The following is a 21972-nucleotide window of genomic DNA, read 5'->3' on the forward strand; positions in this document are numbered from 1 at the left end:
ACTGCCATCCGTAGTGAGCTGAGCCATATTCGACCCCCCACCCACCCATCGCGGACCGGCCGTGCGCCGCATGGGCTACTGTGTGGGGCATGCGCAACGTGGTGTATTTCTTTTGGTTCGACCAGCCTGGGAGGCTGGTCTGCCAGACGTTGCGCTGACAGACCTGAGATGACGAGCCCCGGGCCAACGGCCCGGGGCTTTCGTCGTTCCAGGGGTGTTTTCGCGGATCTCGGGAGGAGATCCGCAGGACGAGGAGAGGCAGCAACCATGGTCGTCGTCATGTCTTCGGAGGCCACCGAAGCCGATATCAAGTCCGTCGTCTCACTGGTCGAGACGGCGGGTGGCGACGCCTTCGTCAGCCGCGGGGTGGAGCGCACCATCATCGGCCTGGTCGGGGACGTCCAGCAGTTCGGCTCGCTCAACCTGCGCGGGATGGGCGGGGTCACCGACGTGATCCGCATCTCGGCGCCGTACAAGCTGGTCAGCCGGGAGAACCATGGCGAGCGCTCGGTGGTACGGGTCGGCGGCGTGCCGATCGGTCCCGGCACCATGACGCTGATCGCGGGGCCCTGCGCGGTGGAGACGCCGGAGCAGACCCTGCAGGCGGCGCAGATGGCGCAGGCGGCGGGCGGCACCCTGCTGCGCGGCGGCGCGTTCAAGCCGCGCAGCTCGCCGTACGCGTTCCAGGGGCTCGGCGAGGCCGGGCTGAAGATCCTGGCGGACGTGCGCGAGGAGACCGGGATGCCGATCGTCACCGAGGTGATCGACGCCCGGGACGTGGACCTGGTCGCCTCGTACGCCGACATGCTGCAGATCGGTACCCGCAACGCGCAGAACTTCGCGCTGCTGCAGGCGGCCGGTGAGGCCGGCAAGCCGGTGCTGCTCAAGCGGGGCATGAGCGGCACCATCGAGGAGTGGCTGATGTCGGCCGAGTACATCGCCCAGCGCGGCAACCTCGACATCGTGCTGTGCGAGCGGGGCATCCGCACGTTCGAGACGGCCACCCGCAACACCCTGGACATCTCCGCGGTGCCGGTGGCGCAGCGGCTCTCGCACCTGCCGGTGATCGTGGACCCGTCGCACTCGGGCGGCAGCCGCGACCTGGTGCTGCCGCTGTCGCGGGCGGCGATCGCGGTCGGCGCGGACGGCGTGATCATCGACGTGCACCCGCACCCGGAGACCGCGCTGTGCGACGGGCCGCAGGCCCTGGTGGACGGCGACCTGCGCGAGCTGGCCCGGCTCGTCCGCGACATGCCCCCGCTGGTCGGCCGGAAGCTCGCCGTAGCCGGCGACGGCGTCCCCGCCTGACCGTCCCAGGCGTTGACTCGTGGCGTGTTAGCCCCATTTACCGCGGGGGAAGGCGAACACGCCACGAGTCAACAGGGTGCGGGGCGGCTGGTAGCCTCGCGGCCATGGACTACTGGACGCCGAACTGCGGCCCGCCGCGCGCCTGAGGGGCGCGGCGAGCCTTCTCTGAGTTCTCGCGGTCCCGGCGCGCGTACGCGCCCGGACCCTCCCTGCCTGCGCCCCGAATCCGGATCTCCCTTCCCGATTCGAGTCCAGGAGCGTTCTTCACGTGTCCGTCTCTCCTTCATCCCCTTCATCATCGTCATCGCCTTCCGCCGGGCCCGGTTCCAGCGGGCATGACCGCGCCGCCACGGCCGGTCCCTCCACTTCCCGGTCGGCCGCCGGTGCCGGCAGCGCGTACGTCCTGGTGGCCGCGTCCCTCTGGGGGACGACCGGTACGGTCCGGACGTTCGTTCCCGAGGCGTCCAGCGTCTCGATCGCCGCGATCCGCATCGTCATGGGCGGCGTGCTGCTGGTGGCGCTGGCCGCGTGGACGGCGCGCGGCGCGGGGCTGCGGCGGCTGCTGGGCGCGCGCCGCAACCGGCTGCCGCTGTGCCTGGGCGCGGTCGCGATCATCGCGTACCAGACCCTGTTCTTCGTCGCCGCGGCCCGGACCGGGGTGGCGATCGGCACGGTGGTCACCATCGGCAGCGCGCCCGCGTTCGCGGGGCTGCTGGGGCTGGTCCTGCGCCAGTCGGCGCTCAGCGGGCGCTGGGCGCTGGCCACGGCGGGGGCCGTGGCCGGCTGCGCCGCGCTGGTGGGCGGCGGCGCGAACGCCGGCGCCGACCCGCTCGGCATCGTGCTGGCCCTGCTGTCCGGGTTCTCGTACGCGGTGTACGCGACCGTCGCCGCGACGCTGATCGGGCGCGGCGAGGACGACCGGGCCGTCGTCGCGTCCCTGTTCGGGATCGGCGCGGTGCTGATGCTGCCGGTCCTGCTCGCCACCGGCCCCGGCTGGACGCTGCACGGCTCGGGCGCGCTGATCGCCCTCTACCTGGGCGTGGTGGCGACGGCGGGCGCCTACATGCTGTTCGCGCGCGGGCTGAAGACGACGCCCGCCACCACGGCGACGACGCTGACGCTGGCCGAGCCGGCCGTGGCGGCGGTGCTCGGGGTGGCGGTGCTGAACGAGCGGCTCGGCGGCGTCGCGCTCGGCGGGCTCGCGCTGCTGGCGCTGAGCCTGCTGGTACTGATCGTTCCGGCGCGCAGGTGAGCCCGCGCCCGGCGGCCCGGTCAGGGCCGCCGGGCCCGGTGCGCACCGGACGGATAGGTGCTCACCGGACGCATAACGGGATGTGAAAAATTGGTCTGAACCACTGGGCAGCACGGACCTCGGCGAGGATGATGTCCGGCATGACGACGGGTGACGGGGACGCCGGCGGACGGCTGTTCCCCGAGGACCTGGACGGCGTCGATCCGGTCGCCGCCGTGATGCTCGCCGACGCCTGCCGGTCCATCGCGGCGTACCCCGACCTGGTGGCGGTCGGCGCGCTGTTCACCGCGGTGGAGCGGGTCCCGGACGGATGGCAGGTGCTGTGCCCCTGCGATCCGCTGCCGCAGGGCGCCAGGGAGCTGCTGGCCGACCACCTGGAGGACGGCTGCGCGCCCGGCGACACGGCGGCCGAGCCGCTGCGGCGGGCCGCGTGGCGGCTCCGGACGGAGCCGCACGACGAACTCGCCGCCGCGGGACGGCGGTTCCGCGTCATCCGGATCGAGCAGCTGGTCAGGACCGGTCCCGACGGGCCCGAGCCGCCCCGTCCCACCGACTTCGATCCGCGTCCCGGCGAAGGGCGGCCGCCCGGCCCCCGGCCGTACGACCGGTTCGGCGGTGGCCAGGCCACGCCCGACCTGGCCACCGCCGAGCTGCTGTGCCAGCTGCTGGACGCCGCCGCCCGGGCCGGCACGGAGCCGTCGGAGTCGTTCCTGACGCCGGTGCAGCTGGCCCCCGCGTTCACGGTCGCGGAACGTTCCGGCGGCCAGTGGCGGCCGGTCGGCCGGCTGCACGACACGCCGCAGCAGGCCCGCGACTCGCTGGCCACCTACTTCCGGCATGTCGTCCCGGCGATCGAGCGGCCGGGCGAGGCGGAGCTGGCCGACTACGCCGAGGCCGCCACGCTGATGTCGGGCGCGTCCCGCCGCAACGGGATCGCGGTGGTGGGACGGCGGTTCCGGATCGTCCGGCTCGAACGGCTCACGCTGATGGGCCCGGACGGCCCCGAGCCGCCCCGGGCGAGCGACGCCGACCCGTACTGAAGGCGCCCGTACCGAAGGCGCCCGTACTGAAAGACCGGGTCAGGCGGGGGCGTCGGCGTAGACCGGGCGGTGCTCCTGAACGGAGTCGGCCAGCTGCTCGGCCAGCTCGTCGACGTCCAGCCGCTTCTCGATCCTCCGCAGATCGTCGATCTTGGCTCGGGTCTCGGCCCGGCGCGGGGCCAGCATCGTGCAGCAGTCCTCGTCCGGCAGCTCGGAGATTCCGAGCGTCCGGATCCGGCGCGCCTGGTCCATGATCTCGGTCTTGTCCATCCCGATCAGCGGGCGCAGGATCGGCAGCTCGACCGCGTCGTCCAGGGCGGTGATGTTGGTCAGCGTCTGGCTGCTGACCTGGCCCAGCGCGTCGCCGGTGATCAGCGTGTGGCCGCGCAGCCTGCGGGCCACCAGCTCGCCGGTCCGCAGCATCAGCCGGCGCTGCGCGATGACCGCCAGCCGGTCGGCGCCGGAGGACTTGATCTGCTGCTGGGCCTTGCCGAACGGCACCACCAGCAGCCGGGAGCCGCCCTGGAACTTGTCCAGCTCGCGGACCAGCGCGTACGCCTTGTAGATCGACTCGGGGCCGGTGAACGGCATCCCGGAGAAGTGCAGGTAGTCGACCCGCAGGCCGCGCCGCATCATCCGGTACGCGGCGACCGGCGAGTCGATGCCGCCCGACATCAGCACCAGGCCGCGGCCGCTCATCCCGACCGGGAGCCCGCCCTGCCCGGAGATGCCGCCGGAGTAGACGAACGCCTCGTCGCGGTCGATCTCGATCGACAGCGTGTGGTCGGGGCGCTTGAGCCGCACCGGCAGCCCGTACTTGTCGGCGATCGCGCCGCCGACCCTGCGGTCGAGCTCGGTGGAGGTGAGCGGGAAGCGCTTGTCGCGGCGCCGGGACCGTACCGCGAACGTGCCCTCGCGCCCGGCCATCAGCTCCAGCGCGGCGCGCTCGACGCTCTCCACGTCCTTGCCGACCCGCCAGGCGCGGTGCGCCCAGACGATGCCCATCACGTCGCCGATCCGCTCGGCCAGGGCGTCCCTGGTGGCGACGGTGGCGTCCTTGGTACGGACGATCATCACGCCGTGCCGGCGGATCACGTCCACCCGGGCGATCGGGCGGACCGCGAGCCGGACGTTGTCGGCCAGCCGCCGCTCGAACTGCTCGCGGTTCTTGCCCTTGAGCACGACCTCGCCCAGCTTGAGCAGCACGCACGGCTCGCCGTCGACGGTCGGCGCGACCGGCGTCTGCGCACCGGCGGACGCGGGTGCGGAGGCGGGCGCGGTGTCGAGCGTGGGCATGCGGGATCCTCCTGGGGGAACACGAACGGGGTCACGAGCAGGTGAGCTTCACGAGCAGGTGGGTCACGGACAGATGGGTCTCCAGTGTGACCCACAGACCGCAACGCCGCGACCCGGAAACCTGTTCCCCAGGAGCGAGGGCGAGGCGATCGGCCGACCGGGCCGGCCGAAGCCGGGCCGGTCGGCCGAGCCGGGCCCGTCAGCCGAAGAAGACCTCGGCCTCGGCGTAGCGCTCGATCGGGACGGTCTTGAGCTCCTTGGTGGCCTCGTCCAGGCCGACCCGGACGATGTCGGTGCCGCGCAGCGCGACCATCTTGCCGTAGTCGCCGTCGCGGACCGCGTCGATCGCCTGCAGGCCGAACCGGGTGGCCAGCACCCGGTCGAACGCGGTCGGGGTGCCGCCGCGCTGGATGTGGCCGAGGACCGTGGCCCTGGCCTCCTTGCCGGTGCGCCGCTCGATCTCGTCGGCCAGCTGCTGGCCGATGCCGCCCAGCCGGACGTGGCCGAACGCGTCCTTCTCGCCGGTCTGCAGCTCCATCTGGCCGTCGATCGGGTGGGCGCCCTCGGACACCACGATGATCGGCGCGTACCGGGTCTTGAACCGGCTCTCGACGTAGGCCACGACCTTGTCGATGTCGAACGGCTGCTCGGGGATGAGGATCACGTTGGCGCCCGCGGCCATCCCGGCGTGCAGCGCGATCCAGCCCGCGTGCCGGCCCATGACCTCGCAGATCAGCGCGCGGTGGTGGCTCTCGGCGGTGGTGTGCAGCCGGTCGATGGCCTCCATCGCGACACCGACGGCGGTGTCGAAGCCGAACGTGTAGTCGGTGGCGTTGAGGTCGTTGTCGATGGTCTTGGGGACCCCGACCACGCTGACCCCGTTGGTGTACAGCTCGCGGGCGACGCCGAGGGTGTCCTCGCCGCCGATCGCGATCAGCGCGTCCACACCGAGCCCGGCCAGGTTGTCCTTGATCCGCTCGATCCCGCCCTCGACCTTGATCGGGTTGGTCCGGGAGGAGCCGAGGATGGTGCCGCCGCGCGGCAGGATGCCGCGCACCGTGTCCACGTCGAGGGCCATCGTGTCGCCCTCCAGCGGGCCCCGCCAGCCCGCCCGGAAACCGACGAACTCGTAGCCGAAGACCTGCACGCCCTTGCGCACCACGGCGCGGATGACGGCGTTCAGGCCGGGGCAGTCGCCTCCCCCGGTCAGCACTCCGACGCGCATGCCCTCTCCCTCACCAGACACCGGGCTTCCCTCCTCGATTCACGCGGCCAAGACTACTGGTACGCGCACGGCTACACAGGGCATTCGCCCACCGCCACGGCGCGCCCTATTGGTCTAGACCATAGCCCGTCGGGAGCGTCCCGTGGGAATTTCCCGCACCCGGCCCATGACCAGCACGGCCAGTCCGCCGGGAACGCGCCGTACCGCCGCCCTGCGGGGACGCGGCTCGCCCTCACCGTCATAGGACCAGCGCACCCCGGCGAGGGCCAGTTCCCGCGCCGCCTCGGCCGGGAGTCCGGCTTCGCGCGCCCGGGCGAAGTCCCAGCCGTCGCGGTGCGATCCCCGGGTGGGCCGCGCGGCCGCCCAGTCCGCGAACGCCTCCGTCCAGGACGGGCCGTACGACGCGGCCAGCGCGGGCCAGGCGCGGCCCACCTCGCCGGCCCGCTTGAGCAGGATGCCGCGCGCCGCGGCCCGTACCGCCTCGGCGTCGAAACCTTCCGGCATCGGCCCGCCCGACGTCATGGCCAGGACGAGCGCCTCCTGTGCGGCCGCCAGCGCCGGATCGTACAACTCGGACGGCTCGGACGGCTCGGACGGCTCGGACGGCTCGGACGGCTCGGACGGCTCGTTCAGCGTGCTCATGTGACGGGCCGCAGGCCTGAGGCGGCGGCGATGGCGTCCAGCTCGGCCTGGAGGTCGGCGACGGGCGGGTAGCGGCCGTCGCGTTCCAGCAGGAATCCGGGCGGGCGGTGCCGCGCGCACAGCTCCGTGATCAGCTCCAGGACCTCGGGCGGGACCGGGGCGGCGTGGGTGTCGTGGTACCGGCCGCCCTCCTGCGAGCCGCCCGCCACATGGCAGTACGCGACGCGTTCGAGCGGCAGGCGGTCGAGCAGGTCCAGGGGGTCCTCACCGCGGTTGCGGGCGTTGGCGTGGACGTTGGCGACGTCGAGCAGGAGGAGGGCGCCGGTCCGTTCCAGCAACTCGGTCAGGAAGTCGCCCTCGGTGTACTCGGCGCCGGGCCAGTCGAAGAGCGTGGCGATGGGCTCGACGGCCAGCGGTACGGGCAGTTCCGCCTGGGTGCGGCGGACGTTGGCGGTGAGCGCGTCCAGCGCGGCGCGGGTACGCGGTACGGGCAGCAGGTGCCCGGCCTCGATGCCGCCCGCACGGACGAACGCGACATGCTCGCTGACCAGCGGTGCGCCGAGCGCCTGAGCGCAGGCCGCCAAGTGCGCGACCCGTTCGGCGGCCACCGGCTCGGCACCGCCCAGGGACAGCTTCACGCCGTGCGGGACGATCGCCGCGCCGCGGTCGCGCAGTTCCAGCAGGTCGGGCGCGGGGTGGGCGGGATGGACGGACTCGGCGACCACCTCGGTGAAGCGGAGCCCGGGCAGCGCCGCGACGAACCCGGTGATCTCCGGACGCCAGCCGATGCCCACGCCGAGTTCGGGAACGGGCATGTCAGCCGCCACCCCCGCCGCAGCCTCCCCCACCACCGCCGCCTCCACCGCAGCCGCCGCCTCCGCCGCCCGAACCCGAGCCGCCGCCGCCCCCGCACGCACCCCCGCCGCCGCAGGAGCCGGACGAGCACACCGACGTGCCGGTCGAGCAGGCCGGGCCCGCATATCCGCCCGACGTCCCCGAGACGCCGGTGAGCTGCAGGTAGCGGCCCAGGCCGACGGTCTGGGCGAACACGGGGTCGAGGGCCATCAGCGCCGCCGTACCGAACAGCGCGACGCCCAGCAGCACCTCGGGAGCGCCGAGCTGGGCGTAGGGAGGCGCGTAGACGGGGTCGAGGCGGGTGTTGCCCTCACGGACCCGGTCGAGGGCGCGCTCGCCCTCCCGCGTCCGCTCCTTGCCCGCGCCCAGCGCGGCGGAAGCGACGAGGAGAGCGCCCGTCGTCATGAACGTGGCCAGGCCGGCCATCGAGTCCTCGAAGCCCCCGGTCACGAACGAGACCACGGCGCCGAGCACGGCCCAGCCGCGGACCACCCAGGCCGTCGCCGTGAACCGGCGCCGTGCGCCCGGGCCGATCAGGAGGCCCTGGTCCGCCAGCCCGGCGCGCAGCTTCTCGATCATGGCCCGTATGCCCGGCTCGGCGGTGAGCCGGGCCAGCGTCGCGGCGCGGCCGCCGACGATGGCTCCGTAGATCGCGCCGTCGAGCGGCATCCGCGCGGCGCGCGGGCCGTTCGCGGTGGGGCCGGTCGCCCGGAAGCGGCCGTGAGCGTACGCGTCGATCGCGCCGTCCAGCCGCAGCGCCGTCAGCGAGGCCGCGATCGCGTGCCGTCCCCCGCCGTGCAGGTAGGCGACCTCGTACGGATGCAGGTCGCGCGTCGCCGGCGTCCCCTCCCGCACCCGCTTCCGTACGGACCACAGCAGCGCCAGCAGGACCAGCCCGATCAGGATGAAGCCCGCGAAGGCTCCCCACGCGGAAAGTTCCCATGCCCCGATTTGCATGCGTTCCCCCGTCCCGGCGTCCTGTGACGCGCATCTCAGGTCAGACGCGACGGGACGGCGGACGGTTCAGGGCCCCGTCGCCGCTCCGGCGGCGGTCCGGGCCCTGACCGGAACCGGCCTACTCCTGATCGAGGCCCTTCTTGATCGCGTAGCGGACCAGCTCGACGCGGTTGTGCAGCTGGAGCTTGCCGAGGGTGTTCTGGACGTGGTTCTGGACGGTGCGGTGCGAGAGGACGAGGCGCTCGGCGATCTGCTTGTACGTCAGGCCCTTGGCGACCAGCCGCAGTACCTCGGTCTCGCGCTCGGTGAGCCGCGGGGCGTCGTCATCGGGACGGGGCGCGGCGGCGAGCCGCCGGTACTCCCCCAGCACCAGCCCGGCCAGCCCGGGGGTGAAGACCGCGTCGCCGTCGGCGGTACGGCGCACCGCGTCCAGGAACTCCTCGCGCCCGGCCGACTTGAGCAGGTAGCCGGTCGCGCCCGCCTTGACCGCGTCCAGGACGTCCTGCTGCTCGCCGCTGGCCGACAGGACCAGTACCCGTACGGGCGGATCGGCGGCGACCAGGTGGCGGGTCACCTCGACACCGCTGATGTCGGGCAGTTGCAGGTCGACGACCGCCACCTGCGGCCGGACGGCCGCGGCGATCCGTACCGCGGCCCGTCCCTCCCCGGCCGTCGCGACGACCTCGTGGCCCGCCTCGGCCAGGTCGCGGGCCACGGAATCGCGCCACATCGGATGGTCGTCCACCACCATGACCTTCAGCGGCGTACCGGAGGATTCGTTCACGCCCACAGGGTAGGCCGCCGCCGCCCGGCGCAGTAGCTCGGAAGGTCAGCGAGCACGGAAGGTCAGCGAGCACGGCGGGCGGGCACGGTCATCTCGATCTCGGTGCCCTGGCCGGGGGCGGAGACGATCGAGACCGTTCCGCCGAGGTCGCGGATCCGGCCCTGGATGGACTGGGCGACTCCGAGCCGCCCGCTCGCCACCGCCTCCGCCAGCCGTCCCCTCGCCATGCCGGGGCCGTCGTCGCGGACGCTGACGGTGATCTCCCCGGCGCCGTCGTCCTCCACCAGCACCCAGGTCCGGGTGCCGTCGCCGCAGTGCGCGCGGACGTTGCCGAGCGCGGCCGCGACCGCGGCCTCGACCTCGCCCGCCGCATGGCCCGGCAGCCGTACGGGCGTCGCCGGGGTCGAGACCGTGACCAGCGGGGACGCGTGGCCGTCGAGCAGCGGCCGCAGATCGACCTCGGCGTGCGGGGCCGCCCGATCGTCCCGCCGGTTCGGCGCGGAGGCGGCGCTGCCAGGAGCGGCGCCCGTGCCGTCGCCGATCCCCGCGCTACCACCGGTCCCCGTGCTGCTGCTGATCCCCGTGCTGCTGATCAGGGTGCGCAGCGCGGCCTCCTGCTCGCCGGCCATCCGGCCCAGCTCGGCCGCCTCGCCGCCGATCTCGCCGCCGCGCCGGTGCACCATCGCCAGCACCTGCAGCGTCGAGTCGTGGATCCGGCGGGCCAGCCGCTCGCGCTCGCGGGTGGCGGCCTCCAGCTCCACCGCCCGCGCCAGCCGCGCCTCGGCCTGCATGGCCAGCTTCACCACGTGCCCGCCCGCCAGCCCGGCCAGGCCGAGCAGCACGATGCCGTTGAACGTGCTGTAGCCGGGGGTCTGGAGCTGTTCGAGCGTCCCGGCCACCACGTGCACCAGGATGTTGCCGGCGCCCAGGACCACCGCGGCCGTGATGCCGTACCGCTTGCCGCCCGCCACCGCCCAGGACAGCACCGCGGCGGCCACCCACGAGGCCGTCAGCGTCGCGCGGCCGGCGCCGATGTTGGCCGCGGACTCCACCCACGGGGTGGCCATCATGCAGCCGAGGCACACGGCCAGGTCGGCGATCAGCAGCGGCCACCCCCGCCACCGCGGGTCGGCGAACAGGTAGGTGGCCACGAAGGTCCAGACGACCATCACGGCCAGGACGGCCCAGCCGCCCAGCGGGTGCTCGTAGCCGCCGGAGTTGCGGACGATCAGTACGGCCGCGTACGCCAGCGACGCGAAGCGGTAGACCGCGACGGCCCGCCACAGCGCGGCTTCGAGTCCCACGTCCGGCCCGTTCCGCTCAGTCGTCGTCGTCGACCGGGCGGGGCTCCTTGCCGGCGAGCTCGGCCCTGACCTCGGCCGCGTACCGGTCGACGTACTCCTGCCCGGAGAGCTCCCGGATCGCCTGCATGATCTCGTCGGTGATCTTGCGCAGCACCTCGCGGTCGTTCTCCTGGCCGTAGTGGCGGGAGAAGTCCAGCGGCCGGCCGAACCGTACCCCGGGCCGCACGCCCAGCTTCGGGTACGGCTGCCCGGACGGCATCAGCTCGAACGTGTTGATCATGGCCACCGGGATCACCGGCACCCGCGACTTCAGCGCCAGCCTCGCCACCCCGGTCTTGCCCCGGAAGAGCCGGTTGTCGGGCACCCGGGTGCCCTCGGGGTAGATGCCGAGCAGCTTGCCCTCGCGCAGGATCCGCAGCCCGGTCTCCAGCGCGGCCTCGGCCGCCGTACCGCCGGTGCGGTCCACCGGCACGACGCCCACGCCGATCATGAACGCCTTGGTGAGCAGGCCTTTGACGCCTTTGCCGCTGAAGTACTCGTCCTTGCCGATGAAGAAGATCGGCCGCATCAGCGGCAGCGGCCCGAAGAAGTGGTCGGCGAACGACAGGTGGTTGCTGACCAGCAGCGCCGGGCCGCGCTTGGGGACGTTGCGCATGCCGGAATTCTGGGGACGCCACAAGAGGTACATGATGGGCGAGAGGATGATCCTCAGGAGGATCCAGAACCAGAGCATGCCGACACCTTCCTCCGGCCGCGCCCACCTGCGGCCGCGCCTTCCGAATACTCCGACGAACGGGGGATGATGCGACATCTTCCCATCCCCCGGCCCGGCTGCCCACACCACGGCCCGGCCGGGCCGCCTTGTCCCGCGCGGACGGGGGCGGTATGAACGTAGGCTCAGCCTTGGGAATCGCAATCAGGTGTGCCGGAGGGGCTTGTTCCGGGCGGCGCAGCGAATACCGTGGGACACACGTTCCGTGGCGTCCTGGAGCGGCGCCGCCCCCCGCGGGCGGTCCGTGCCGGGCGCGCGCGGTCGCACACGTCTATGGGGGAGCGGAGGCCGTCATGCCGGTGCAGTCGGTCACGCCGGAGTCGACGAAGGAGCCGGCGCCGTGAATCGCCGTGGCAATGGACTGTCGGCCGATACCTACGCTCCGCTGGTCGACCTCGCCCCTCACCTGGCCGATGTCATGCTCACGGCGCTGGGCGAGGCGGGCGTGGCCGCGTACGCCGCCACTCCCGGCGAGCTGGCCGAACTCGCCGATCTGGCCGGGGACGCCGCCGCGAAGGACGTCCTGGAGCGGCTGTACGTCGACGTCGAGATGAAGCCGACCGCCGAGAGCATCCTGCGGATCCATCTGACCCGGCTGCGCGATCCCGAGCGCCGCGACCTCGACCTGCGCGACACCGACCGGCTCGACACCGACCGGCTCGACGCGGGCCTGCGGGAGCCCGCCGACGGCCAGGCCCGCGACGCCGCCTCCCCTTCCGACCCCTCCGACTCCACCGCCGGTACGGACGGCGACGGGACCGGCCGCGACGGGGATCAGCTCGACGAGGACGCCATCTGGGCCGAGATCGTCGCCGGGTACGACGCGGTCCCCGAGGGCGACCGGGTGCCCTGGCCCGACCAGGAGAACCTCGACGAGCCCGCGCCGCGGCGGCCGCCGGCCGAGGGCGACGACCGTTCCGGCGCGCTCCCCCGGGCCCGCGTGATCAAGTTCGGCGATCTGGACGACTCCCCGGAGGAGCCCCCGGCCGCGGACGACGACGGGCACTACATACCCCCGCCCCCGCCGCCGCTGCCCACCGCCGACCCGCTCACCAAGGGCGCCTGGATGGCGCTGGTCGGCGGACCGCTCTACCTGCTGTTCACGGTCATCCTCGACTGGGAGGTGCCCGGCTGGGCCGCCTTCCTCGCCGTCGCCGCGTTCATCGGCGGCTTCGTGACCCTGGTCCTGCGCATGGGCGACGAGCCGCGCGATCCCGATGACGGCGCGGTCGTCTGACCGTCCGCCGGAGCGCAGCGGAGGCGGTCGGTCAGACGACCGCCCGGGGGGCTTGGGGGGTCGTCCCCCCAAGAATCACACGGCGCGGTGGTCTGACCGTCCCGTCGTGCCTGGGGTGTTGACTCGTGGCGTGTTCGCCTGGAACGGCGTGGCCGGAGGCGAACACGCCACGAGTCAACGTGGGCGGCGGCGCGGATTGAGTTGCGCCAGTAGGGGGCGGTGGTCGGTGGCCTGGGGGTAGTCGGCCGCCAGATCGGGGTCCGCCGGGACGCCGCAGGCGATCACTTCGATCTCCGGATCGGTGAACACGCCGTCGATGCGGCGGCGCGGGTTCCGTGCGGAGAACGTGGCGGCCTCGCCGGACGGCGCCGCGGCGTGGGCGTCGCGGAAGCGTCCGGTCAGCAGCGACCAGGACGCCCCGCCGGGCTCCTCGTTGATGTCGCCGGCCAGGACGACCGGGGCCGGGTACGCCGCGCGGACCCGGTCGAGCAGGCCGATCACCTCGGCGGTGTGGGCCCGGCGCGGATCGTCCCGCAGGTCGAGGTGGGTGCTGGCCGCGATCAGCGGGCCCTCCGTACCGAGGTCCAGGACCGCGACCGCCAGCCCTCGGCGGTGCAGGCCGGGGATGCGCGACAGCAGGTGGAACTCGCTGTGCACGACGCGGGCGCGCGGGCCGGCCAGGACGGCCAGCCCGGCCGCGCGCCGGCCCGCGGCCACCGACAGGTCGCAGGACCGGGCCAGCCGGCGGCGCTTGCGGCGCCAGCCGGGCAGGCGCGGGACCTCCTGCAGGCAGACCACATCAGGGCGCAGCCCGCGGATCACCCGGGTCACGGCGGCCGGGTCGTCCCGCAGTGACCGGATGTTGTAGGAGAGCACCCGGACGGCGGTCACGGCTCAGATGCGGGCCAGGTCGGCGGCGCCGACGATGCCGGCGGCCGAGCCGAGCTCGGCGATCCGGATCTCCGGCATCGGGCGGTGCCCCCGGCCGGTGAGCGCGATCTCGAACGCGGCGCGGGCGGGCTCCAGGAGGAGGTCGCCGGCGTCGGAGAGGCCGCCGCCGATGATGAACGCCCCGGGGTCCAGGATCGCGGCCAGATCGGCCATCCCCTGCCCGGCCCACTGCGCCACCGAGCGGAAGCACTCCAGCGCCGCCGGGTCGCCCTCGCGGGCGGCCTGGGTGACCTCGGGGCCGCTGATGCCCTCGGGACGGCCGTCGCCCAGCTCCAGCAGCCGGCCGGCCATCGCGGGGGCCACCCGGGCCAGGTCGCGGGCCTCGTGCACCAGCGCGTTGCCGCTGGCGTACTGCTCCCAGCAGCCGCGGTTGCCGCAGCCGCAGCGCCGGCCGTCGGGGACCACCCGGAAGTGGCCGACCTCGGCGCCGATGCCGAACCGGCCGCGGTACAGCTCGCCGTCGATGATGATCCCGCCGCCGATGCCGGTGCCGAGCGTGATCAGCACGATGAAGTCGTGCCCGCGGCCGGCGCCGAACCTGGCCTCGCCCCAGGCGGTGGCGTTGCCGTCGTTCTCCACCACGACCGGGAGCCCGACCAGGCTCTCGACCTTCTTCTTCAGCGGCTCGTCCCGCCAGGCGAGGTTGGGGGCGAACAGCACCGTGGAGCGGGTCTGGTCGACGAAGCCGGCGCTGCCGAGCCCGACCGCCACCACGTCCTCGAACTTGCCCTTGAGCAGGTCGACGACCTCGGCGATGACCGCGGCGGTCTCCGTGGGGTTGGTCGAGGGGGTGGGCCGCCGGACCTTCTCCAGGATCCGCCCCCGGTCGTCGACCACACCCGCGGCGACCTTGGTGCCCCCTACGTCAACGCCGATGGTCAGGGTCATCTACGCTTCCTCCTCCTCGTGGTGCCCCGCTGCACCGGAACGGGGCGGCCGGGGGCCGCGGGAGCGCTCGAAGGCGGCGGCCACGTCGAACGCGGCCGCCAGCAGCGACCGCCCGGCCTCCCGCACATGCGTGCGGACGTCCGGCCCGGACTCGCGGGCCAGGGCGATGGCACGGCAGACCGGGCAGTCGAGGCATTCGGGGGCGCCGGTGGCGATCCGGGGCGGGTCCGCGGGCTCGTCGGCCACGGCCCGGCTCCACACGTCGCCATCGGCTCCGGTACGGGCCCGGCCGGAGTCCCGGCCCGCACCGCCTTCCGTTCCCGTCTCGCCCATCCGCCTGCGCAACGTCTCGAAGAGCTTGACCGCCTCGTCGAGGAGATCGCCCGACCGCTCGTTCATGTAGCCATTGTCCATCCGTCAGCGGCGCGAAACCGCATCGCCACCCCGCGTGCCCGGGGCAGGATAGCGCCCCGGCGCCGACTACCCCTCGACGTGCCGCTTGAGCCCCTTGAGCGCCGAGTCGGTGATCCGCTTCTCGGCCTTGCGCTTGACCATCCCGATCATGGGGACCCGGACGTCCACGGCCAGCTCGTAGGTGACCTCGGTACCGTCCCTGACCTCCTCGAGGGAGTACGACCCGTGCAGGCCGGTGACCACGTTGCCCTTGTCGACCAGCTCCCAGCTGACCCGGTCGTCGCCGGTCCAGTCGTACAGCAGCCCGACGGTGTCGCTGAACGGGCCGCCGTCGAAGGTCAGGGTGGCCCGCCGGGCCCGCCCGTCCGCGCCGGTCTCCTGCACGGTGAACTCGCGGATGCCGCTGGCCCACTTCGGGTACGCCTCGAGATCGGCGATCACCGTCATGATCTCGGTCCTGCCGGACCGGATCGTGATGGAAGAACTCGTCCGGTCCGCCATCGATGCTCTGCCCTTCTGCGCGAGGGATCTGCCGTCCTCAGGAAAGTATCCGTCACACCGACAGCACGTAGGGAACTCCGCTCCCCCGGAAGTGGCCCACGTTCACGCATTCGGTACGACCGATTCGCATCCGCCGGGCCAGCGGCTGGTGGACGTGCCCGAACAGCACGTACCGGGGCTGGGTCTCGTGGACGGCCGCCAGCACGGCCTCGCTGCCCCGCTCGAACCTGCGCGCCACGGTGTCGTACAGCAGCTCGGGCACCGCGGGCGGGATGTGGCAGCACAGCACGTCGACGGCGCCGACCGCCGCGACCTTGGCCGCGTAGTCCTCGTCGCTGAGCTCGTACGGGGTCCGGTATTCGGTCTTCAGCCCGCCGCCGACGAAGCCGAACCGCAGGCCGCCGATCTCGACGACCTCGCCGTCCAGGACCCGGTGCCCTTCGCGCAGGTGCTCGGCCCACATGTGCGGGACGTCGACGTTGCCGTACGTGAGGTACGCGGGCGTCGGCATGGCGGCGAACAGCTCGGTGTACTGGCGGCGTACGGCCTGCTCGATGTGCGGCCAGGCGCCGCCCTCCAGGGAGCCCCACAGCCGCTTGGAGAACTCGCGGGCCTCGTCGAAGCGCTTGAGCGTCCGCAGCTCGATGAACCGGTCGGCGTTCTCCTGCCCGAACAGCTCGGCGAAGATGCCCTGGCCGTGGTCGGAGTAGTCGATGAACAGGATCAGGTCGCCCAGGCAGATCAGCGCGTCCGCACCGTCGCCGGCACGCTTGAGCGCCTCCGCGTTGCCATGGACGTCGCTCACCACGTGGATCCGCATGAACCGACTCTAATAGGTCCAATCGGCGTAATAGGACCGGCCAATAGGACGGCTCGTAAGGCGGCCAGCAGGACGGCTGGCTGGACGGCGCGGACGGCCGCGCCGCAGGCGCGCTAGGACCCGGCCGCGGCCGAGACGAGCGAGCGCCATTCGCAGACCAGGCCGGCGTCCACCGGCGCGTCCCAGGAGCCGTCGGGGCGGACGGCGGTGCCCACGTGGAAGGCCGTCACCCCGGCGGCGGCGAGCAGCGCGACATGCTTGCGGCGCAGGCCGCCTCCGGCCATGATCAGCCCGGCCGACGCCGGGCCCTCGGCGGTCCGCCGGACGAGTACGTCCACTCCGGCGTCCACACCCCGGGGCGAGCCGGCGGTCAGCACGGTGTCCAGTCCCGGCCCGCCGACCTCGGAGCCGGCCTCGGCGGCCAGGTCCCGTACGGCGCGCCACGCGGCCACCGGGTCGGCGGCGTGGTCGATCGCCCGGTGGAACGTCCAGGGCAGCGGGGCCAGCGCCGCCGCGATCTTGCCCGCGGCGCCGGTGTCGATCCCGCCGGCGGAGTCCAGGAAGCCCAGCACGAACCCGTCCGCGCCGGCCTCCCGGTGCAGCTCGGCGACCCGGCGCAGCCGGTCCAGCTCCGGGGCGGTGGTCCGGAAACCCGCGTTGGCGCGCAGCATCACCCGCAGCGGCAGGGACGTGGCGGCGCGCATCTCGGCGACCAGGTCGGGATCGGGCGTGAGCCCGTCGGCGGCCATGTCGGCGACCACCTCGAGCCGGTCGGCGCCGCCCTCCTGGGCGGCCCGCGCGTCGGCCACGGTCAGCGCGATCACTTCGAGCAACGACACGACGGCCCCCGTGATCTGTGTCATGTGTGGTCCTCCTCGCAGAGCGTAGGCGAACGGGGCGGCTCCGGGAGAGGGCGACGGGCGACTTTGCGTCACCGTTAACAGCGCACCGCAAGGCCGGGCGGGCGAAGTCCGGCGGAATCGGCACGCGGATCGTCACCTAGGGACGAATTGCCTACTCACGGGTATCATTCGACCGTGGGAACGCTGTACCGTCGTCCCACCCATCTGCCGTGTCAACCGAGGAGTGGGCCGTGCGCGAATTCAGCGTCCCCGCGATGGTGGAAGTCCCCGAGTCCGCCAATCTGACCGACGCGCCGTTCGACCGGGCGGCCGCGACGCCCGGATCGATCGTGCTGCGCCGCCGTACCGGCGACTCCTGGCGGTCGGTCACCGCCGGCGAGTTCGCGGCGGAGGTGAGCGGGATCGCCAAGGGCCTGGTCGCCGCGGGCGTCGAGCCCGGCGACCGGGTGGCGCTGATGTCGCGGACCCGGTACGAGTGGACCGTTCTGGACTACGCGATCTGGGCGGCCGGCGGGGTCGCCGTCCCGATCTACGAGACCTCCTCGGCCCAGCAGGTCGAATGGATCGTCGGCGACTCCGGCGCCAAGGCGGTCTTCGCCGAGACCGCCGAGCACCAGGCCGCGATCGCCGGGCTGCGCGAGAGCCTGCCCGGCCTCGCGCACGTGTGGGGCATCGACGCGGGCGACCTCGACGACGTGGTCGCGTCGGGCGCCGAGGTGACCGACGCGACGCTCGAGGAGCGCCGCCGGTCCCGTACCGGCGCCGACCTGGCCACGATCATCTACACCTCGGGGACCACCGGCCGCCCCAAGGGCTGCGAGCTGACCCACGGCAACTTCGTCGCCACGGCCCGCAACGCCGTCCAGGGCGCGATCTCCGAGGTGGCCGTGGAGGGCAGCTCCACGCTGCTGTTCCTGCCGCTGGCGCACGTGTTCGCGCGGCTGATCCAGGTGGCGTGCGTCGAGGCCGGGATCGTCCTCGGGCACAGCGACATCCCGAGCCTGCTGCCGGACCTGGGCTCGTACCGGCCGACGTTCCTGCTGGCCGTGCCGCGCGTGTTCGAGAAGGTCTACAACGGCGCCGAGCAGAAGGCCGCCGCCGAGGGCAAGGGCAAGATCTTCCACGCGGCGGCCGACACCGCGATCGCCTACAGCCGGGCGATGCAGGACGGCAGGCCCGGTCTCGGGCTGCGGGCCAAGCACAAGGTCTTCGACAAGCTGGTGTACGGCAAGCTGCGCGCCGCCGTCGGCGGCCGGGTGGAGTACGCCGTCTCCGGCGGCGCCGCCCTGGGCGAGCGGCTCGGCCACTTCTTCCGGGGCGTGGGCATCACGATCCTGGAGGGGTACGGGCTGACCGAGACCACCGCCCCGGCCACCGTCAACCGGCCCACCGCGATCAAAATCGGCACGGTCGGCAAGCCGATCCCCGGCGTGACCGTGCGGATCGCCGAGGACGGCGAGATCCTGGTCCAGGGCCTGAACATCCTCAGCGGCTACTGGAACAACGCCGACGCCACCAAGGAGGCGCTGGAGGACGGCTGGTTCCACACCGGCGACCTCGGCTCGCTGGACTCCGAGGGCTACCTCAGCATCACCGGCCGCAAGAAGGAGATCCTGGTCACCGCGGCCGGCAAGAACGTGGCGCCCGCCCCGCTGGAGGACCGGCTGCGCGCCCATCCGCTGATCAGCCAGTGCCTGGTGGTCGGCGACGGCCGCAAGTTCATCAGCGCGCTGATCACGCTGGACGAGGAGGCGCTCGTCCCGTGGAAGGAGCGCAACGGCAAGCCCGCCGCGATGACGGTCGCCGAGCTGCGCGTGGACGCCGACGTGGTCGCGCAGATCGACGCGGCGGTGGCCGAGGCCAACCGCAGCGTCAGCCATGCCGAGGCGATCAAGAAGTACGAGATCCTCGGGGTGGACTTCAGCGAGGAGGCCGGGCACATGACGCCGAGCCTCAAGGTCCGCCGGCACGCCGTGCTGAAGGACTTCGCCGGCGAGATCGACGCGATGTACTCCTGATCCGTTCTCCGCGCGCCCCTGGCCGCGCCTAGGGGCGCGCCAGGGTCTCGACGGCCTCGTCGACCGGAGTGTTGCCGCCGATGAGTTCCAGTACGCGGCGGCGCACGCCCGGGGCGTCCAGCAGAGCGACGAGGACGGCGGCGACGTCGTCACGGGTCACGGCCTCGTGGCCCACGTACGGCTCGGCCAGCGTCACCGTTCCGGTGCCGGGATCGTCGGTGAGCCGGCCCGGCCGCAGGATCAGCCAGTCCAGGTCGCGGCGCCGCAGGTCCTCCTCGGCCTCCTTCTTGGCCCGGACGTAGGCGGCCCAGACCTCGCCCCGGTCGGCCGGGGGCGCGCTGTCCACCCCCATGGCCGAGATCTGCAGGAACGGGCGGACGCCCGCGCGCTCGGCCGCGTCGGCCATCAGGATCGAGGCGTCCCGGTCGACGGTCTCCTTGCGTTCGGTCCCGCTGCCCGGGCCGGCCCCGGCGGCGAAGACGACCGCGTCGGCGCCGGCGATCTTCTCGGCGACCTCGGCGACGTCCGCCCGCTCCAGGTCGCACTGCAGCGGACCGGCGCCGGCCGCCCGGATGTCGTCGGCGTGGTCCGGATTGCGGATCAGGCTCAGCACGGTGTCGCCTCGCGCCGCCAGCAGCCGGGCCAGCCGCAGCGCGATCTTTCCGTGCCCTCCCGCGATGGCTACGTTCATATCCGCGATCTTACGAACCGGTGCGGGGGCGCGGGACGGCCGGTGCGGGGTACCGGTCCCGCGGTCCCCGCACCGGCCGCCGCGCGGTGCGTCGCCCCGCTCAGCAGCGGCGGCCCTTGTTGATGCACCGCACGGCGCGCTGCATCAGTTCCTCGGGCATCACGTTGATGACGTCGGCGTGGTCGGTCACCGGGTCGTGCCCCTGCTCAGGGAACGAGTCCAGCGCGAACGCCTGCGCCTGGTTGGGCAGGTCGTAGGACAGCGTGTACCGCAGTTGCGGGATGGCCTGCGTGCCCTGCGGGCAGGCGCCGTTGCGCTGCGGGAACGCCACGTGGTCGCGGTGGTTGGCGCTGTCGGTGTTCTGGCCGTCCCAGCAGCTCGCGAAGTCCAGCACCCGCATGACCTGGCTGTCGCCGGGGCACAGCGGGTACTTGTCGGTGAACCCGCGGTTGGTGAACCCGCTGCAGGTCCAGAAGGCGCGCGCGTTGGCGAGCCCGTTGGTCGCGGACTTGGCGTCGCCCACGGCCATCCGCAGGAACCGCGGCATCGCGACCACCTTGCTCCGCGGGTTGCCGCGGAAGCTGATGTCGGCCCGGGTCGGCAGCACGATCTCGCCGACGTTGCCGTCGGCCGTGCTCTGCTGGGCCCGGTCGGAGTCGTCCTGCCCGGCCCGGTTCCGGATCACCGGCCAGTAGTAGGTGGACAGGTCGCCGTTGTCGCAGGTGGTCCCGCCGGCGGCCAGGCTCTCGTCGGTGGAGAACGCGTCGGTCGTCAGGTTGCCCACGTAGTCGTGGATGTGGTGCGCGCCGTTCTGCACGCCGGGCGCCGCGACGACGTTGTCCGGATTGTGGTGCTCGTTCTCGTTCGTTCCGCAGCGCGTGCGGAACGTGCCGCGCGAGCCGCCTCGGGCGGTGCGGACGTTGCGGACCCTCGGGGCCTGCCGGATGGGGACGAAGTCGTCGGCGTTCGGGCCCTCGGCGATCTGCGAGGGGGGCGGCTGCTCGCCGGCGTCCCCGTCGCCCTCGTCGGGCGGGGCCGCCGACGGGTCCGCGGACGGGTCGGCCGGAGGCGCGGACGGATCGGCCGACGGGTCGGCCGGGGGCGCGGACGGGTCCGCGCTCGGGTCACCGGGCTGGTCACCGCCCCCCGCATCGGGCGGCGGGGTGGATTCCGCCGCCGCGGGAGGAGCGGGCCATTTCTGCGCCGCCGCCCCGGCCGGCGCCTCCAGCGCCGCCGCGAACAGCAGCAGCGCCGGGAGTGCGACGGCGATACCTTTCCTGCTTCTCATCTGGAACTCCATGTGAGCGGGGATGACAGGCCCTCAGAAAAGGGCCGACCTGGGAACGAGACCGGTGCCCTCCAGCAACGTCATATGCGTGTTGACGTACCGCATCGCGCGCTCGGCGAACGCGCGGATCTCGCTGTTCTCGGTTTTCGAACGGATCTGCGCGATCAGCGCGAAGACCTGGCCGTGCGCCTCGCGCAGCCGCCGGACGAAGGTGCGGTCGTACGCGGCGCCGAACTGCTCCGACATCTCCGCCAGCCAGGCCTTCTGGCTGCCGTTCGGCTCGTTCGGCAGGATCACGTCGAGCCGTTCCGCCACCGCGCGGGTGTCCTCGTCCAGGCGCAGGTGCTGCTCGGCGATCATCGCCGCGATCTCCTTCACCCGGGGGGACGCCGCGCGCTGCTGGGCCTGCTGGCCCGCCGGCATCTCCCAGAGCCCGGCCTCGCGGACCTTGGTCAGCAGGGCCCGGTCGGACGGGCTCAGCCGGCCCCAGCGGGTGTCCACGTAACCGCCCGCGAGCTGGCCGCGCGCGGTGTCGCCGTCGGCCGGCGCGCCCGGGACGCCCGGGGCTCCGATCACGACGACGAACGCGGCGGCCACCGCCAGGATCGCCGCCGCGGTCAGCAGCGCCCGGCCGCCTCCCGGCCGCGGCAGCCTGCGCGCCTCCGCCATTCCGTACGACTTGCGCAACGGGTTCCCCTCCTTTCGGGCCGCTTCCAGTCGCCCCGGGCGACGGGGTTTCCAGGAAATACGCAGCCGATTCGGTCCTGGTTCACCGGATCCCATCTTTTCTGGAATTCTTTTGGCCGGGCCCGGTAATGAGCGGATACACAATGAGCATAGGCAAGGAGAATGGACGGGCCAGCCAT

Annotated in this window: 22 protein-coding genes; 5 read left to right on the forward strand and 17 right to left on the reverse strand. The window is 73.2% G+C overall.

The genetic code is table 11. The annotated features are described in order from the left end of the window. Positions 1-267: 267 nt before the first annotated feature. From aroF to ACH34Q_RS04885, 3 genes are all read left to right on the forward strand, one after another. A complete protein-coding gene (aroF, locus tag ACH34Q_RS04875; protein ID WP_395981501.1) occupies positions 268-1308 on the forward strand; it encodes a 3-deoxy-7-phosphoheptulonate synthase in 1041 nt (346 codons plus the stop codon). Between the two features lie 268 nt (positions 1309-1576). Beyond that, the gene (locus ACH34Q_RS04880; RefSeq protein WP_395981502.1) at positions 1577-2560 is read left to right on the forward strand and encodes an EamA family transporter; all 984 of its coding nucleotides are present in this window, start codon (positions 1577-1579) and stop codon (positions 2558-2560) included. A gap of 140 nt (positions 2561-2700) precedes the next feature. Beyond that, positions 2701-3600, forward strand: a complete 900-nt coding sequence (locus ACH34Q_RS04885) for a DUF5954 family protein (protein ID WP_395981503.1) — start codon at positions 2701-2703, stop codon at positions 3598-3600. 39 nt (positions 3601-3639) lie between these two features. On the opposite strand, the gene thiI is transcribed toward ACH34Q_RS04885, so the two are convergent. The 8 genes from thiI to ACH34Q_RS04925 form a co-directional block, all read right to left on the reverse strand. After that, the gene (thiI, locus tag ACH34Q_RS04890) at positions 3640-4896 is read right to left on the reverse strand and encodes a tRNA uracil 4-sulfurtransferase ThiI (RefSeq protein ID WP_395981504.1); all 1257 of its coding nucleotides are present in this window, start codon (positions 4894-4896) and stop codon (positions 3640-3642) included. 199 nt (positions 4897-5095) lie between these two features. Then, positions 5096-6121 carry a 6-phosphofructokinase gene (locus ACH34Q_RS04895; RefSeq protein ID WP_395981505.1) on the reverse strand — a complete coding sequence of 342 codons (1026 nt, stop codon included), beginning with the start codon at positions 6119-6121 and terminating at the stop codon, positions 5096-5098. A 114-nt stretch (positions 6122-6235) separates the two neighbouring features. Further along, complete coding sequence (locus ACH34Q_RS04900) at positions 6236-6763, reverse strand: hypothetical protein (protein WP_395981506.1); 528 nt, start codon at positions 6761-6763, stop codon at positions 6236-6238. Beyond that, positions 6760-7578, reverse strand: a complete 819-nt coding sequence (locus tag ACH34Q_RS04905; protein WP_395981507.1) for a DUF692 domain-containing protein — start codon at positions 7576-7578, stop codon at positions 6760-6762. Before ACH34Q_RS04905 ends, ACH34Q_RS04900 begins: the two co-directional genes overlap by 4 nt. A gap of 1 nt (position 7579) precedes the next feature. After that, positions 7580-8575, reverse strand: coding sequence for a TIGR04222 domain-containing membrane protein (locus tag ACH34Q_RS04910; protein ID WP_395981508.1), 996 nt, complete (start codon positions 8573-8575; stop codon positions 7580-7582). 118 nt (positions 8576-8693) lie between these two features. Further along, positions 8694-9326: a response regulator gene (locus ACH34Q_RS04915; RefSeq protein WP_395981637.1), complete on the reverse strand. Its 633-nt coding sequence runs from the start codon at positions 9324-9326 to the stop codon at positions 8694-8696. A 95-nt stretch (positions 9327-9421) separates the two neighbouring features. After that, positions 9422-10663 carry a MacS family sensor histidine kinase gene (gene macS / locus ACH34Q_RS04920; RefSeq protein ID WP_395981509.1) on the reverse strand — a complete coding sequence of 414 codons (1242 nt, stop codon included), beginning with the start codon at positions 10661-10663 and terminating at the stop codon, positions 9422-9424. A 16-nt stretch (positions 10664-10679) separates the two neighbouring features. Beyond that, a complete protein-coding gene (locus tag ACH34Q_RS04925; RefSeq protein ID WP_395981510.1) occupies positions 10680-11396 on the reverse strand; it encodes a lysophospholipid acyltransferase family protein in 717 nt (238 codons plus the stop codon). Between the two features lie 379 nt (positions 11397-11775). Here ACH34Q_RS04925 and ACH34Q_RS04930 point away from each other — a divergent pair, with 379 nt between their 5' ends. Further along, on the forward strand, positions 11776-12672 hold the full coding sequence (locus ACH34Q_RS04930; RefSeq protein WP_395981511.1) for a hypothetical protein: 897 nt from the start codon (positions 11776-11778) through the stop codon (positions 12670-12672). Positions 12673-12846: 174 nt separating this feature from the next. Here ACH34Q_RS04930 and ACH34Q_RS04935 read toward each other — a convergent pair whose 3' ends face one another. The 6 genes from ACH34Q_RS04935 to ACH34Q_RS04960 form a co-directional block, all read right to left on the reverse strand. Continuing rightward, positions 12847-13563, reverse strand: coding sequence for an endonuclease/exonuclease/phosphatase family protein (locus ACH34Q_RS04935; RefSeq protein WP_395981512.1), 717 nt, complete (start codon positions 13561-13563; stop codon positions 12847-12849). 3 nt (positions 13564-13566) lie between these two features. Beyond that, positions 13567-14511: an ROK family glucokinase gene (locus tag ACH34Q_RS04940; protein ID WP_395981513.1), complete on the reverse strand. Its 945-nt coding sequence runs from the start codon at positions 14509-14511 to the stop codon at positions 13567-13569. After that, complete coding sequence (locus ACH34Q_RS04945) at positions 14512-14910, reverse strand: hypothetical protein (RefSeq protein WP_395981514.1); 399 nt, start codon at positions 14908-14910, stop codon at positions 14512-14514. Positions 14911-14991: 81 nt separating this feature from the next. Further along, positions 14992-15426: an SRPBCC family protein gene (locus tag ACH34Q_RS04950; RefSeq protein WP_395981515.1), complete on the reverse strand. Its 435-nt coding sequence runs from the start codon at positions 15424-15426 to the stop codon at positions 14992-14994. A 52-nt stretch (positions 15427-15478) separates the two neighbouring features. Beyond that, positions 15479-16246 carry a metallophosphoesterase gene (locus ACH34Q_RS04955; protein WP_395981516.1) on the reverse strand — a complete coding sequence of 256 codons (768 nt, stop codon included), beginning with the start codon at positions 16244-16246 and terminating at the stop codon, positions 15479-15481. Between the two features lie 113 nt (positions 16247-16359). Next, entirely contained in the window at positions 16360-17109 is a 750-nt protein-coding gene (locus ACH34Q_RS04960) for a copper homeostasis protein CutC (protein ID WP_395981517.1), read from the reverse strand. 230 nt (positions 17110-17339) lie between these two features. Between ACH34Q_RS04960 and ACH34Q_RS04965 the strand changes: the two genes are divergently transcribed. Beyond that, positions 17340-19127 carry an AMP-dependent synthetase/ligase gene (locus ACH34Q_RS04965; RefSeq protein ID WP_395981518.1) on the forward strand — a complete coding sequence of 596 codons (1788 nt, stop codon included), beginning with the start codon at positions 17340-17342 and terminating at the stop codon, positions 19125-19127. Between the two features lie 28 nt (positions 19128-19155). Here ACH34Q_RS04965 and ACH34Q_RS04970 read toward each other — a convergent pair whose 3' ends face one another. The 3 genes from ACH34Q_RS04970 to ACH34Q_RS04980 form a co-directional block, all read right to left on the reverse strand. Beyond that, positions 19156-19818, reverse strand: a complete 663-nt coding sequence (locus tag ACH34Q_RS04970) for an SDR family oxidoreductase (RefSeq protein ID WP_395981519.1) — start codon at positions 19816-19818, stop codon at positions 19156-19158. A 100-nt stretch (positions 19819-19918) separates the two neighbouring features. Continuing rightward, a complete protein-coding gene (locus tag ACH34Q_RS04975) occupies positions 19919-21106 on the reverse strand; it encodes a DUF1996 domain-containing protein (protein ID WP_395981520.1) in 1188 nt (395 codons plus the stop codon). A 33-nt stretch (positions 21107-21139) separates the two neighbouring features. Then, complete coding sequence (locus ACH34Q_RS04980) at positions 21140-21793, reverse strand: DUF4142 domain-containing protein (protein WP_395981521.1); 654 nt, start codon at positions 21791-21793, stop codon at positions 21140-21142. Positions 21794-21972 lie beyond the last annotated feature (179 nt).

The sequence above is a fragment of the Actinomadura sp. 9N407 genome, assembly GCF_044326315.1.
Taxonomy (GTDB): Bacteria; Actinomycetota; Actinomycetes; order Streptosporangiales; family Streptosporangiaceae; genus Spirillospora.